The organism is Pleomorphochaeta sp. DL1XJH-081, from assembly GCF_049310885.1.
In the GTDB taxonomy this organism is placed as follows: Bacteria; Spirochaetota; Spirochaetia; order Sphaerochaetales; family Sphaerochaetaceae; genus CAYZJV01.
Genome location: NZ_JBMDYO010000002.1, coordinates 422,942 through 436,827, shown reverse-complemented (window position 1 = coordinate 436,827; position 13,886 = coordinate 422,942). Strand labels below are relative to the sequence as shown.

General features: G+C 47.9%; 14 protein-coding genes. 5 read left to right on the top strand and 9 right to left on the bottom strand.

Features of this window, described 5'->3' with window-relative positions; all coding sequences use genetic code 11:
- Positions 1-91 precede the first annotated feature (91 nt).
- Positions 92-1,450, top strand: a complete 1,359-nt coding sequence (locus ACODJP_RS06305) for an alpha-glucosidase (RefSeq protein WP_422479629.1) — start codon at positions 92-94, stop codon at positions 1,448-1,450.
- An 8-nt stretch (positions 1,451-1,458) separates the two neighbouring features.
- On the opposite strand, the gene ACODJP_RS06300 is transcribed toward ACODJP_RS06305, so the two are convergent.
- From ACODJP_RS06300 to ACODJP_RS06285, 4 genes are all read right to left on the bottom strand, one after another.
- Positions 1,459-2,424, bottom strand: coding sequence for a LacI family DNA-binding transcriptional regulator (locus tag ACODJP_RS06300; protein ID WP_422479627.1), 966 nt, complete (start codon positions 2,422-2,424; stop codon positions 1,459-1,461).
- Positions 2,425-2,451: 27 nt separating this feature from the next.
- The gene (locus ACODJP_RS06295) at positions 2,452-2,700 is read right to left on the bottom strand and encodes a DUF3343 domain-containing protein (RefSeq protein WP_422479625.1); all 249 of its coding nucleotides are present in this window, start codon (positions 2,698-2,700) and stop codon (positions 2,452-2,454) included.
- A complete protein-coding gene (gene yedF, locus ACODJP_RS06290; protein ID WP_422479623.1) occupies positions 2,697-3,323 on the bottom strand; it encodes a sulfurtransferase-like selenium metabolism protein YedF in 627 nt (208 codons plus the stop codon). The genes ACODJP_RS06295 and yedF overlap by 4 nt, the downstream gene beginning before the upstream one ends.
- A 73-nt stretch (positions 3,324-3,396) precedes the next feature.
- A complete protein-coding gene (locus tag ACODJP_RS06285) occupies positions 3,397-4,251 on the bottom strand; it encodes a histidinol-phosphatase (protein ID WP_422479621.1) in 855 nt (284 codons plus the stop codon).
- Positions 4,252-4,387: 136 nt separating this feature from the next.
- On the opposite strand from ACODJP_RS06285, the gene amrB reads away from it, so the two are divergent.
- From amrB to amrS, 3 genes are read left to right on the top strand one after another with little or no spacing between them, the layout of a single operon-like run.
- Complete coding sequence (gene amrB / locus ACODJP_RS06280; RefSeq protein ID WP_422479619.1) at positions 4,388-5,293, top strand: AmmeMemoRadiSam system protein B; 906 nt, start codon at positions 4,388-4,390, stop codon at positions 5,291-5,293.
- Between the two features lies 1 nt (position 5,294).
- Positions 5,295-5,870 carry an AmmeMemoRadiSam system protein A gene (gene amrA / locus ACODJP_RS06275; RefSeq protein ID WP_422479617.1) on the top strand — a complete coding sequence of 192 codons (576 nt, stop codon included), beginning with the start codon at positions 5,295-5,297 and terminating at the stop codon, positions 5,868-5,870.
- Entirely contained in the window at positions 5,871-6,875 is a 1,005-nt protein-coding gene (gene amrS / locus ACODJP_RS06270) for an AmmeMemoRadiSam system radical SAM enzyme (protein WP_422479615.1), read from the top strand.
- A 5-nt stretch (positions 6,876-6,880) separates the two neighbouring features.
- Here the strand turns inward: amrS and ACODJP_RS06265 are convergent, their stop codons facing one another.
- From ACODJP_RS06265 to ACODJP_RS06255, 3 genes are all read right to left on the bottom strand, one after another.
- Positions 6,881-7,888: a hypothetical protein gene (locus ACODJP_RS06265; protein ID WP_422479613.1), complete on the bottom strand. Its 1,008-nt coding sequence runs from the start codon at positions 7,886-7,888 to the stop codon at positions 6,881-6,883.
- Positions 7,889-7,951: 63 nt separating this feature from the next.
- Positions 7,952-9,145 (bottom strand): glycosyltransferase, encoded by a 1,194-nt coding sequence (locus ACODJP_RS06260; protein WP_422479611.1) that lies wholly within the window; start codon positions 9,143-9,145, stop codon positions 7,952-7,954.
- A gap of 90 nt (positions 9,146-9,235) precedes the next feature.
- Positions 9,236-11,194 (bottom strand): DEAD/DEAH box helicase, encoded by a 1,959-nt coding sequence (locus tag ACODJP_RS06255; RefSeq protein WP_422479609.1) that lies wholly within the window; start codon positions 11,192-11,194, stop codon positions 9,236-9,238.
- Positions 11,195-11,333: 139 nt separating this feature from the next.
- Between ACODJP_RS06255 and ACODJP_RS06250 the strand changes: the two genes are divergently transcribed.
- Complete coding sequence (locus ACODJP_RS06250; RefSeq protein ID WP_422479607.1) at positions 11,334-11,738, top strand: hypothetical protein; 405 nt, start codon at positions 11,334-11,336, stop codon at positions 11,736-11,738.
- On the opposite strand, the gene ACODJP_RS06245 is transcribed toward ACODJP_RS06250, so the two are convergent.
- Entirely contained in the window at positions 11,732-12,769 is a 1,038-nt protein-coding gene (locus ACODJP_RS06245) for a DUF2804 domain-containing protein (protein ID WP_422479605.1), read from the bottom strand. The two genes, ACODJP_RS06250 and ACODJP_RS06245, sit on opposite strands and share 7 nt — an antisense overlap.
- A 3-nt stretch (positions 12,770-12,772) precedes the next feature.
- Complete coding sequence (locus tag ACODJP_RS06240; RefSeq protein ID WP_422479603.1) at positions 12,773-13,732, bottom strand: aldo/keto reductase; 960 nt, start codon at positions 13,730-13,732, stop codon at positions 12,773-12,775.
- Between the last annotated feature and the right edge of the window lie 154 nt (positions 13,733-13,886).

The following is a 13,886-nucleotide window of genomic DNA, read 5'->3' as shown; positions in this document are numbered from 1 at the left end:
TACTATAAGGAAAAAAGGTTGTAAACTCTTGAATAATTGCGTTACCATGCGTTCTATATGCCTGTGGATGCAGGCATAGGAGGAGTAGGCGATGAAGCTGGTTTTGATTGGAGCCGGGAGTGCCCAGTTCGGCTTGGGAACACTAGGGGATTTCTTCCAGAGTAAGAAACTGTATGGTGCCGAAATTGTTTTGGTAGATATAGACGAAGAAGCCCTTGCTACAGTGCAAAGGAAGGCTGATGCATTCTTGCAGGAGAATCCGCTTCCGTTTACCGTAACCAGTACGTCAGACCGTGCTAAGGCACTTGAGGGTGCCGATTTCGTGATCATCTCCATTGAGGTGGGCAACCGATTCAAACTCTGGGATGAGGATTGGACGATTCCCCAACAATATGGAATTCGGCAGATCTATGGAGAGAATGGAGGAGCCGGTGGTCTTTTTCATGCCCTCCGCATTACCCCTGTGATAATGGAAATCTGTGATGATGTCGCAATTCATTGTCCCGATGCTTGGGTGTTCAACTACTCTAATCCAATGACTGCAATTACGACAGCGGTACTGAGGAAATATCCAAGGATGAAGTTCGTTGGTCTTTGTCATGAAGTTCTTTCCCTAGAGCGATATCTTCCGATAATCCTCGATACGCCATTTGCTAATCTGGAGCTCCGATCGGGTGGCTTGAACCACTTCAGTGTACTCTTGGAGGCAACCTATCGCGATTCGGGCAAAGATGCTTATCCCGATATCCTAAGGCTCGCTCCGGCCTTTTTTGAGAAAGAAGTCGGTTATTCCGATATCTATTCCTATGTGAAAAGAACCGGTAAGGCACCAAAGACCGAAGGTAGCACCAAACGATTTATCCTCGATGGAGAGAGAAGCGAAAAGAGCTGGGCTGACCGTACCCTCTTCAAAGAGATCTTGGAAACCTACGGACTCTTACCCATAACCGTCGATAGCCATTTCGGAGAGTACATACCTTGGGCGAGCGATGTGGTCGACCATAAGGGGATAAAAGATTTTTACAGTCTCTATCAGTTGGAACTTGCCCAGATCAAACCCAAGATCGAGCTACGGCGAGATGAACGGATGGTCCTGATAATCGAAGGGATCCTAGAAGATAGTGGTTATGAAGAACCTGCTGTGAATGTCATGAACGATGGCCTAATCGACGATTTACCACCTACTATAGCAGTTGAAGTTCCTGTAAAGGTTCATCGTAATGGGCTTAAGCCGATTGGCTTCTCGTCCTACCCGAAGGGGTTCGGTGCGCTATTGAGAAACTACTGTGGGGTCTATGATCTGACGGCAGAGGCTGTGTTGACAGGTAGGAAGGAGTACGTGGTACAGGCTCTTTTGGCCAATCCGATCGTAGGAAGTTACCACCATGTGCGTGAGTTGGTAGATCTGATGATAGAGCGCCAACAGCGTTGGCTTGGTTACCTTACCTAGTCCTCTGATCAACTATTACGATCTATGAGAACCGGTGTGATGCAATGTCGCACCGGATCGGGCTCCTTTTCCATCTGCATAATCTGGACAATGATGGTAGCAGCCTGTGTCCCGATTCTTCCCGGTTCCTGACTTACGGTCGACAATCCCATATGCTCGGTAATGCGCACACCATCGAATCCTACGACTTTTAACGATGCTCGTCTTTCGCGCACAGCTCTCACGACACCTGCGGCTATATCATCGCAGTAGCAGAATACGCCATCGCAACTCTTGCTTTCAATAATCTCACAACCGACTCTATAGCCCTCTTCTTCCGATAGTGCTGCGTTGAAAGTTTGTCCCGGTTTCATGCCATGGATGGCCAGCTCGTCGGTGAAGCCTGCGTAGCGGTCGGCATTGGCTTGGGCTGGTGGATCGACTGCAATATAGCTGGGGTTTTCCACCCCTTTTGAAATGAGATACCGGGCAGCCAACCTGCCTCCATACACATTGTCAGTGTAGATGCAATGTTCGTTATCCCTCGGATAATCGATATAGAGGTACCGGACATTCCTTCGTCTGAGTAGTTCCCTTTCGGTATCGTCGAGTTGAAATGCGAATATTAAAAGAGCCGATAGCTGGGCATCTAGCACCTTCTGGATCACCTTAGGATTATGTTTCTCGTAGTTAAAGATAAGCAGGTCGATCCCCATACCACGGAATTTTCGGTAGATAGTTTCAAAAATCTCAAAAAAGTAGTGGTTTCCGATATCGGGTAGCAACAGACCGACTGTCGATTCCACGGTATCGTTTCGAGCTAGCTTGCTAGCTGCGGCACTGGGGGTATACTGACGTGCCTTGACGATATCGAGTACCCGTTTTCGGGTACTTTCTGAGACATGTGCACTGTTGTTCAGTACCCGTGATACGGTTCCCAAACCAACGTGAGCTTCTCGGGCGATGTCTTCAATGGTAATCTTTTTCTTGCCCATAAAAAAAATGTAGAGGTTTTTGCTGTCTCAGTCAACGCAATTGCCCAATAACTCAAGCTTGTTGTCGTAGAACACCGCAATGGTGCAACGTGCCCCCTTGAGATTTTTGCAATTCGGGGCAGCCTCTACTGCTACCAAGAGAGCTATACCGCAAGTGCTGGTAATCTCCACCGGGGTAGGTATGACTCTGAACGATATGCCCTTTTCGGACAATGTCTTTTGTGCAGAGATGGCATGATGGGTAGAGTCGAATGTGATGATCGCCTGTCGGTTCATACGGTGATCATCTTTTGTGCTTTAAGGAAGCTCTGGGTAATGTCGTACATATTCCCCACTGTTCCTACCTTCAGTTGATCCAACAGTCCGTAATAGTCAAGACAGGTTCCACAAACTAAGACTTGCACCCCTTTTTCAACCAACGCTTCCAACGTGGTTATACATTGGTCATCTTCGACAGCGAGTTTTACCCCGCTATTCATGAGAACGATTGTTGTGGGCAGATTCTCTCCTTTTTCCAGGGTATAGAGGAACATTCGGACAAGGTTCCTACCCAACGTGAGATCGCCTTCCCCCATGGTATCCTTACCGAGGAATATGAGGTATGAGCTCTTATCCTTGGTTGTGGAAACTGTAGCGCCGATAGCATCAGGATTCCATTTTGCCTGTGGGGCTCCCTTTTGTTGTTTGCTCTCCCGGTCGAATTGAACCTGGTAGATACCATCCTGGGTTTCGACAGATGTTGAAAAGCCTTGCGACGCAGCCAACCGTTTAAGGTTTTCCACTGCAGCTCTATTATCTACCTGTACGATAAAGGATTGTTGCTTCGCATCAATTTGCTCTTTTGCCAGCATGAATGGGATTGGGCAGGCTTTTCCCGTCGCATCTATGGTGTTGGACATGATAGTGCCTCCTAGATATTGCCAATATTCATCTTAAAGTATAATGGTAATCTACCGCTGGCACAATGGGAAATCAGACGATCGATACTGATTGCCACATTCCATGTTGCAGGATATCGATGTTCCTATAGCCTGCCTGAACCAATTGGTCATCGGCTTGTGAGAAGTAGAAGTCGATATGGGAACTCTGGTGGGCATCCGAAGAGAGGGTGAGAGGGATTCCCAGTTGGGCACATTCCTCTATCATCTCGACCGATGGGTAGCTTTCCTGTGTTGCTCCCCTGGCTATGCCTCCAGTATTCACCTCTATTCTCACCTTATGTTTCTTGGCTGCTTTCAGCATACTCTTAGTCAACTTGGCATACCAAGGAGCGCTCGGATCGAAATATCTGTTCTCCCCATTGCGTTTTTTTATTACATCACAGTGCCCGAGGATATCGAAGGAATATAAGGACATCATCCTCTCTACCATTTCGTAATAATGACCTACGAATTGTTGGATGATTCCATTGAAGTTGTCGTGCAATAGGGTTTCGAACTCCTCAATTGGTCCATCGATGGAGAGGTATGTATCCGATTTGGCATGCTTCATCACGTGTACAGAAGCAATAGTGTAATCGAGTTGGTCGCGGTATTCGTTCCCCACGAGCTCTTCGGTATCGTCTAGGAAATCGAGTTCCAGACCCACATAGATCTCTATCCGATCACGGTAGAGGTTCCGAAGGCGATCGATTTCCTCAAGGTAGTAGGGGAAATCCTCTTTTTTCATATGCCACCCGTCATTCAATGTTCCAGGGGCGTGACATGAGAAGCCAAGTGCATCGAAACCCTTGGAAAGTGCGCTGAGGACATATTCCTCCATAGTTCCAGTTCCATCATCCAGTCCGCAGTGCGTATGGAAATTGCTCAACCCTTTGTTTCGTTCCATAGCAGCAATATACTGGAAAACGTTTCAGTTGTCAGGCCCCTGACATACAAATTCGGATTCAAGATTCATTTGTAGCTGATTTCCAGCTCTTTCCAGGTAGCGCGGTAAGGGTTATACTGAAGATAAGGAGTCGGTTATGGTCACAGAAGGAATGCCCTCCATGCGCAAAGCATGGTATGCAGGAACCTGGTACGCCGCAGAACCCGACAGCTTGCGTTCTACCATAGAAACGGCAATCTCCCAGGTTGAAGAGAACAATGATGGCGGACGACGTCAGGGCCCAGTTCGCTTTGCGGTGCTGCCACATGCGGGGTTAGCCTATAGCGCTAGGGGATTGGCTCACTTGGTATCACTAGCTCCCGAAAAGATTGAGAGGGTACTCATTCTCTCCCCATCGCACAATTCGGTACTACCGGAGAATACCCTCTCATTCGGACAATTTTCAGGTTACGAAACTCCACTCGGTGCGTTGCAAGCCTTCAAGACAGGATTGGAGTCGCATGGACCCGATGTGACGCATGCTATCCAACGTGAACATGCGGTTGAAATGGTACTTCCTTTCTTAGCCTACCTGCAGAAGCGTCAAAAAAGTCCAATCTCTGTAGCTATGGCTTTAGTTTCACATGTCACCGAGGCTTCTCATGCAATGAAAATTGCAGATGATCTTTTTTCAGCCTTGGGAGAACATGAGCTGGAAAGTGAAAGTACGATGGTGATCGCTTCATCGGATTTCACCCATTATGGGAAACGGTTCGGTCATGCCCCGTACGGTGTCCATGTGGATTCCACTGTTGCGAGAAAGGTGGAAGAGGATGATCTTTCATTAGCAACAGCACTGGCGAGGACTGAACTTGGTCCGGTATACCTTAAACAGAGGATGGGAAGGCTCACTGTTTGTGGAATCGCTGCTGCAGCGATTGTGAGCGCACTAGGTCGGAGAGTCGATACCACGGGTTGGATCGCAGACTACTATACCTCCTTGGATGTGATGGGTGACCATGCTACCGATTTTGTGGCCTACTGCTCCATCGTATGGAGGTGATATGCAAGAACAGGCAAGAGCAATGCTATTGGCTATTGCACGTGAATCGATCCTCGAATCATTGGATGGAGATCCTTCGAAAACATATGTCTTGGCGGAATCACATGCACCAGAGGAGGTATGTGGACAGGAGGGTGCTTTTGTGACCCTCAAGCGGAAAGGGTTCGACCCTGGTGCTCCTAGTTCGTTGCGGGGGTGTATCGGCAATATCATTGGAGAAAAACCCTTGTATCGTCTTATCCGACGTCTTGCCCGTGAAAGTGCATTTCATGATCCCCGGTTTCCTGCTGTTCAGCGCAATGAGTTGGGACTATTGTCCATAGAGTTGTCGATACTCTCGGTTCCTAGGGATATCGAAAGTCCCGAAGAAATTGTCGTAGGTAGGGATGGCGTTATTCTTTCCAATGGATACAAGAGGGCGGTCTTTCTCCCTCAGGTGGCCATAGAGCAGGGATGGGACCGCGATACGATGTTGGACCATCTTGCTATGAAGGCTGGTCTCTATCCCACAGCATGGCACCAGAGTGATAGTATGTTCTCCATATTTCAGGCTGAAGTTTTTGGTGAGGAATCGTAGATGTCAGAGCGTGTACAATGTGATTTTTGTTACCATCTGTGCTCCTTGTCACCCACTCAGCGAGGTCTGTGTGGCGTACGGGAAAATCGGGATGGGAAACTCATTACCCTCGGGTGGGGGGATCTGGTCGCCAGTGGTGTAGATCCGATTGAGAAAAAACCGATGTACCACCTGCTGCCGGGGGAGAAAACCTTCTCATTTGCTCTTTTCGGGTGCAATTTCTGTTGTCAATTTTGCCAGAACCACCAGATTTCCCAACAAGAGAGTCCCTATTGGCCTGGCAGGATAAGCTATGATCCGCATAGAATCACCTCGCCCGAATCATTGGTGAAAATAGCCGATCGAAGTGCAAGTAGAATCATGAGTTATACCTACAGCGATCCAGTCGTATGGCAGGATTATATGGTGGATGTTGCCAAGTTGATCCACCAGCGGGGTAGGATCAACTGCATGGTAACCAATGGTAGCTTCTCAGAACAGTCGCTTAAGCGGATCTTGCCGTATATCGATGCATTCAACATCGATGTGAAGGGAGACGAAGATTTCTACCGCACCTACTGCAAAGGATCGCTCAAACCCGTAATGGAGTCGATCTCTACCATTGCAGCCGATCCAGAGAAGGTTTTGGAAGTCACCACATTGGTGATCGAGGGTATCCACACTGCCGAGTCCATCCGTATACTAGGCGAACAGTTGGCTATGCGACAGGTCAAGGTATGGCATCTTAGTCGTTTCTTTCCCCACTACCGGATGCAGGATAGATCTCCTACTTCAGAGGATTTCCTGCTTAAGATGCTAGAAATAGGTCGAGCTTCGGGCATACCACATATCTATGCAGGGAACAGCTCCCTCTCAGGATGGGACAAGACCGTATGCCCCGCATGCAAGAAGACGCTTATACCCTCCCATTCGTATAGTGGAGAGGCTGCTTTAGAGGCAAAGATCAATATCGTGAATGGTAAGTGTGTCCATTGTGGAGAACCGATCTACGGTCGCTTCGACTGATCTTTTCAGTTTCTGATAATATCTACTTGGATTTCGCTGGTATAGTCACCTACTGTATAGGTCACATCATCATAATTCATATCGGAGATCTCTAAATCAAAAGTGTCGCTATGCACACCTCCGGAAAAATTTCTCACTTCAAGATCGAAGAAAGTTGGCTCAGGAAGGATAGAATCGGGATGTGTTGCACGGACTTTATAGGGTATTTCGACGGTGCCGTTAACTTTTTTAAATAAGAATTGGGCAAGGGGATTTCCCATGGCTTCGACCGGACCTATCCTTACAAAATAATCATTCTGTTCACTAGGATCGTTGATGATCACCTCTACTGAGCCTACAGGAACGGAGGCTCCTGATGTCTGTAGGGCAGGTATATCTATACTGCTTGCAGCTGGGAAGGCATTAATGTTGATCTGAGTAGTTACGTATGTGGGTACTCGGTCAGTATATTTTACCCGTACCACATAGTCAAAAGAGCCAATTTCCACCTCATCGGTAGTATCGTAGTCGATATAAGCCGTTACTCTGAACGGTAGGCTATAGTTGCCCGAATATGCCATTTCCTCCATGAATATCTGGGTGTCGACGGTCAATCTCAGGGTAAATTGTGTATAGTTTTCCGGTAGCGTATAAGGAAAAGTAAATGGAAGTTGTGTTCCGACTACATCATCTTTTTTCTTGGGAGCTTCCACCTTGATGGAAGCAGGAAACGACACAGTAGGGTCATTTTCTTTATAGATTCTAAGCGGATTAATGGGATTTCCACTTGGTGAAGATATGACAAGGGTTAGGTCTCCATCCCATGGATTGGTCCACGCTGAAACAGGGGCTATAGCTACATACCCTACATACATGTCGGTATTATAATCTTTGATGTCCTGCGAGTAGTCTTCCATGGAAGTGCTGACGAAAAAAGTTGTCTCATACCAATTCGGATCCGCTGCAGCGAAGAGTTGCATGGAATTGAGGGTAAACAGGAGGATAAGAAACAACGCCAATTTCTTAACTTTCATGACACAACTATAATATGTTCATGTGATGTTGTGAAGGGATAATCGTCATTACAGTGGTAAAACCTATGACATAGGTGAACTTTTTTGGTCCACTAATGCTCTGTAGCGGCTTTCGACCTCATCTAGAACTTCGTTCCAGCTACGGTATAGTGTCTTCTGGGCTGCCACTCCCGCCTTTTTACAAGCCCTGGGATCGGCAAGTATCTGTTGTAGCCTATCTGCATACGACTCTGCTGTATTACGAGCTATATAGCCATTGTATCCATCGGTAGTAATTCCCGCAGTACTCGATCCCCGTGTATTGAGCAGAGGTAACTGGAGGGCTGCTGCCTCGCGGAGAACAAGAGCAGAGGTATCGTACTGTGAGGGAAAGAGGAACAACGTACTTACTGCAAGAAGGGATTTGAGTCTCTCTCGGTCGGTGATTTTTCCGGTAAAGGTGACATGAGGTGTCAGATAGGCTTCCTCTATCATTTCCTCAAAGTGGTGACGGTCGGGTCCCGTCCCCACAAAGATCATATGGAAATTCACATGTCGTTTATGAGCGATATCGAGAGCCTCTATTAACAGTTCGAGATTTTTCTCTTTTTTTAACTGTCCGACATAGATGAGAGTAGGTACTCCTTGTGGAACCTGAGTGATGGAAAGTCCCGCTTTACGATAGGCTGAATATTCTGAGTCCGATGGGAGAGGGAAGTCGCATCCATTCTCTACAACCTCGATTTTGCCATCGAAACCATAGTCGCGTAGTTTCCTTTTACTCCACTCTGTAGGAGTCCAGACCTCATCCGCTACTCGGTAATGACGCAAGATCATCCTCGTCAGATGTTCACTCATCATATGCGAGTGGGTGAATCCGTAGAAATCGTCCTTATACAGAGAGTGGAATGTACTTACGAGGGGAATTCTCTTATGACGGGTAAACTGTTCTGCAAAACGTCCAAGAAAGAATGGTGAGTGGGTATGGATAATATCGAAGCTCAGCTCGCCGACTTTTTTCCGGAATTCCATATTCTTGACAACCAAGCCATAGGGATTTATTCCTGGAACGGGAATCATCGATGATCTTATGGTATAGTCGATCCCCTGTTCCCTATCGTACTGCTCACCTTCATCTACCATGGAGCCGGATACAATAGCATGGGTATCATGTCCTCGTTCGAGAAGAAGTTCTGTATAGTTCTTTACCACAAATCCGACACCATCCATAAGTGGAGGGAAAGCATCGCTGAATTGCCCAATTGATAGACGGTCCATCATTACCTCCGGGATCCCTTAATCTACGGGACCCCTTTGGTAAAGATACTAAATTTTGGGGTAAATACAAGGTGTTACGATAGTTTTCCGTCACCGGCCCTTTTTGGAACGTCCTTTTGGACCGCTACTCTTGAAACGACCTTTGGAGCTTTTCTTTGCATAATTCGGTTTGGGACGATCTGATGGGTAGCTATAACGGTCTCTTCGATCGAAGGATTGTGACCGGTCATCCCTAGGATACCCGGTCTGTTCAAAATCGCGTGCTGCACGATCATCGTATGATCCATAGCTATTGCGATCGGATCGATCAGAACGTTCATGACGATCGCCTCTCCGTCTTCCGGCAAGGTGTTTTCCATTAGGGTTGTCGGGACGAGCTTTCGTAACAATCGGTTTCCCGTCGTTTTCCATATGGTCGAATGATTGAAGTATGTGTCTGGCAGCATCCGATGGAGCTGTGACGAAAGAGAAGTCTTCCATAACCTGAACAGCGTCGAGTTCTCTATCGGTGACACGGGCATGTTCCTTGATATAATCCACCAAGAGTCTCTTGGTCATTCCGGAAGATCGGCCTTTTGCAATGAATAGGCGGACATCGCCGTCTCCACGGCTGTCATCTCGATAATCGTCTCGTCTGCGGTCCCAATTGTCACGCTTCCCGTAACGATCGTTTCCTCGCGATGGTGCACCTCTTCCCTGAGATTCACGAGGTCCGCGATCTTCCACCATGCGAATACGGGTGTAGGATTTCTCGTTCAACTGGCTGCCATAATGGCGACTGAGCAATGAAGCTACCACAGCTTCAGGCTCATGGATATCGAGAAGGTCTTGAGCCATCGCGAGATATTCTTCATGGCCCTCTGCGGTTATATTCTCCGCAATGCCGTTAATGATTCTCTCACGCTTTATGGCGACCACTGTTTCAATATCGGGGATTCGCTCCTTGGTAATCTCGCTCTGGGCTTGCCTGCGTATATAGGTGAATCGTCGAGACTCACTAGGAGTTACGAATGTTATTGCACTGCCGAGTTTACCCGCACGACCAGTACGCCCAATACGGTGGATATAGGTGTCGGGATTCTGGGGAATGGAATAGTTCACCACGTGGGAGAGATCCTGGATATCGATTCCACGTGCTGCCACATCGGTAGCTACTAGGATGCTGATCCTCTTCTCTCGTAACTTATGGAGGATAAGCTCGCGTTGTTTTTGGGCTAGATCGCCATGGATGACCTCGGCATTGTACCCACGGTCTATCAGCATGCGGCCGACTTCATCGCTTTGCATCTTGGTTCTACAGAATACGAGACCGTAGAAATCGGGAGCGATATCGATGAGTCTGCTAAGCAGTTCAATCTTGTCCCCCTCTCGTACCTCATAGTAGTGTTGGTCCGTCAGGGTAGGAGTGTTCGCTGCCTGTTCGACCTCTACCAATCTATAGTCACGCATGAATCTCTCTGCGAGTCTCAAAATTGGCTTTGGCATGGTCGCACTGAAAAGCAGCATTCTCTTATCAACGGCGGTCTGTTCAAGTATAGCCTCTACATCCTCGATAAATCCCATATTGAGAATCTCGTCGGCTTCATCGAGAACTGCGAACTTGAGTGCACTCAGATCGAGCGTACCTCTTCTAATGTGATCCAGTACTCGACCTGGAGTTCCCACCACTACGTGGACACCCCGTTTCAAGCGTCTGATCTGAAGATCCATTGATGATCCCCCATAGACCGGTAGAATCTGCAGATTCCGGTCTCCTCTCATCGATTCGATTTCGGCACCGACCTGAACGGCCAGCTCCCGTGTCGGTGAGAGTATGAGGGCTTGTACTGCCAGAATTTCGGGTTCGACGATTTCCAATATGGGAAGACCGAAGGCGGCTGTCTTACCGGTTCCGGTCTGGGCTTTACCTACGACGTCTACTTGTTCTTTCAAAAGCAAGGGAATACAACCGGCCTGAATGGCGGTGGGCTCTTCGAAGCCTTTGGCTACGAGGGCGTTGATAGTGCGGTCTGATAGACCGAGGGCTGAAAATTTTTCCAATTGTTGCATGGGACTCCTATGTATCTGTATCGTACACGGACAAAGCGGCGGGATACGTGGCTAACTCTATACGATAGTTAGCATTTATTCAACCGTATGAAGCAGAATCGATTTAATTGCCGTATGTGAGACAAGGAGGTCGTCTAGAATGAAAGACCAAGTGATCAAAGTTTGTCCCAATCCCGATTGTCGGTATCACATCCCCGAATTCGCTGCCAAGAAGCGTTGGTATCGTCCCCATGGCTACTACACCAGTACAGCGAATCCCGAACGGCAACTGAAGCGTTATCGATGTTCTACATGCGGAAAAACCTTCAGTGAAACCTATTTTACTAGGAACTGGCATTTACAGCAGTTGGAGATAGATGAGATGGATTTGCTATTCGAATGGTGCAAGGGAACATCGATCAGCAATCTCGCTAAGATGTACCACTGCTCTCCCCGTGCCATTGAGACACGGATAGAACGGATGCAAAGCTTAGCCGATGAGAAATCGGTTATTCTGGAGATAGAAAGTCAGGGAAAGATCAAGAGGGTGGGTGCGATTCAGTAACGGTTGTACACATCCTCTGCAAATCCGGGGAGGCTGTCGACCTGTAGTGCCGTCCCATCATCGAGAACCACTGTTCCGCTGAAGGTCCCAAAAACCTGGTGCTGGACCGACTTTACCAGAAGGAGATTGATATGGGATTGTCGGTCAGCTGCCGGTGTGAATTCGAGTTCACATCTGCCATCGCTACTGGTTATGGTCCACTTCTTGAGATAATCATTTTCTGGGATGTGGAAGGTGACCTCCTCAAGTTTATGGATATGGTTGTCGAAAATGATCGCATTCTCGCTCGCCGGAGAGCGGTCGGTGAAACCATAGCCTAGATTGAGACCGAAGTTGCAATCCTCTAATCTTCCCGATGCCGATGCCCAATACCAACGGTTTGTATAGGTCCAGGGGCCCCTTCCCCAGTCGAGTACACCAAAGGCCTCATGGGGTTGGAGCGCTATCGAGTCATTGCCGAAACGGACAGTCCCACTTGCTGCAAGGCAGTTTATTTTCTCATTCAGGTAGAATGCGGTACGCTTCTTCTCCCAGCTGGTAGCGATATTCAAGCTCTCCAATTGGGGAGGTTGGACCAAAGTCAGATCTACATCGATTCCCCTCCTTCCGTCGGGTAGGAGGATATCCGGTGCCGCGAAGAGGATTCTCCGCCTCTCCTCCCGCCTGCTATAGGCTATACGGAGAGTCTTGTTGGAGAATGCAATATTATGGTCTCCAGAATGGTTCGGAAGCCCCAATTTTCCCAAAGTCAGTGGTTTTATCGTATCTACTTGTGAGACCTCTTTCTTCTTCATATCGATAAGAGCAATGGCGAACAAACCAGCGAAGCCCAAGTCACTGCAGGTAACAGTGAGACAAATCTGGTGTTCATGGGACATGATTGCATAATAGTCCCACTCCTTTATTCTTAGTGCTCCAGATCTGATCTTCTTTCGGTCATAGCGCCAGAAAGGACGTCGTGCCCATCCCTCCTCAATGATACGACCCTTTTCATCGAGTAAATCCTGACGATGGGTGATCTCCCTCTGCATAGCCTACCTCCCTAAAAGGAAATCGAGTCGATTGCGATCCAATACCAGATCTGCACCACTTAGGGAGTCCTTCAACTGTTCCACGCTGGAACAGCCTACGATGGCTACCGATGAGGGACTTTCATTGACGATATAGGCAACAGTTACCGCAGCAGGACTTACCTGCTCCTCTGATGAAATTATCTTTACCCGCTCTGCTCTAGCAATATTCTTTTGAGAAAGGAACCGATTGCGACTCTTTTCGCTCAATCCATCGATCCCATGTTCAATGAGTTTGCTGAAAAACCCTTTACCCTGGGAAGAGAATGCCAGTACCGGCATCTGGGCGTCACGGTACCATTGGAGACTTCTATCATCCATACATACCATAGTCTCATCTCCCATCCGTTGTGGAGTCGATTCGGCTAGGCTCCATTGGATTTCACTGATAGAGAAGGGGGAAAGTCCATGGTCGAGTGCATAGGTATTGGCCTCCGCGATCCTTTCAATAGACCAATTGGAGGCTCCCAAAGCGCCGACTGTCTTCGATTGGACCAAGGGATCGATCATCTCCATGATCTCCTGAATCGGAATGGACGGATCGTCCCGATGGAGGAACCAGATATCGAAATAGTCTGTCTGAAGTTCATCCTGACTTCGTTGGATATCTACCAGCAGTGCCTTATGCGTGAATCTGCTTTCCCCCTGGGGCGTCGGGTGGAGCCCTTTAGTCACCAAAGCCATATTCTCCCGCATACCATTCGAGCGAAGCCACTTTCCGATAATAGTCTCACTCGCACTTGGACCACCGGGATACTCCTGCCCATACATCCTAGCGGTATCTATGGTCGTACCACCGAGTTCCGCGAATACATCGAGCATGCGCAGTGAAAGCTTGTCATCAATTTCGGTGCCGAAATAGGTAGTGCCGATAGCTATCTTGGAAATCTGATGTGCCGCTTGTTTCAATTCTAGGTATCGCATAGAGCTTTCCTCCAATGAGCATAGTATAGCGCCGAAAGCGATATCAGTGTACCAATGAAAAAGTTTTTATGGGTATAACCCTAAAAAGTATTGACCTGCTTTATGTGACTCTGCCGTTATATTATTGACTGCATAATGGGACAGTGGTAGACTC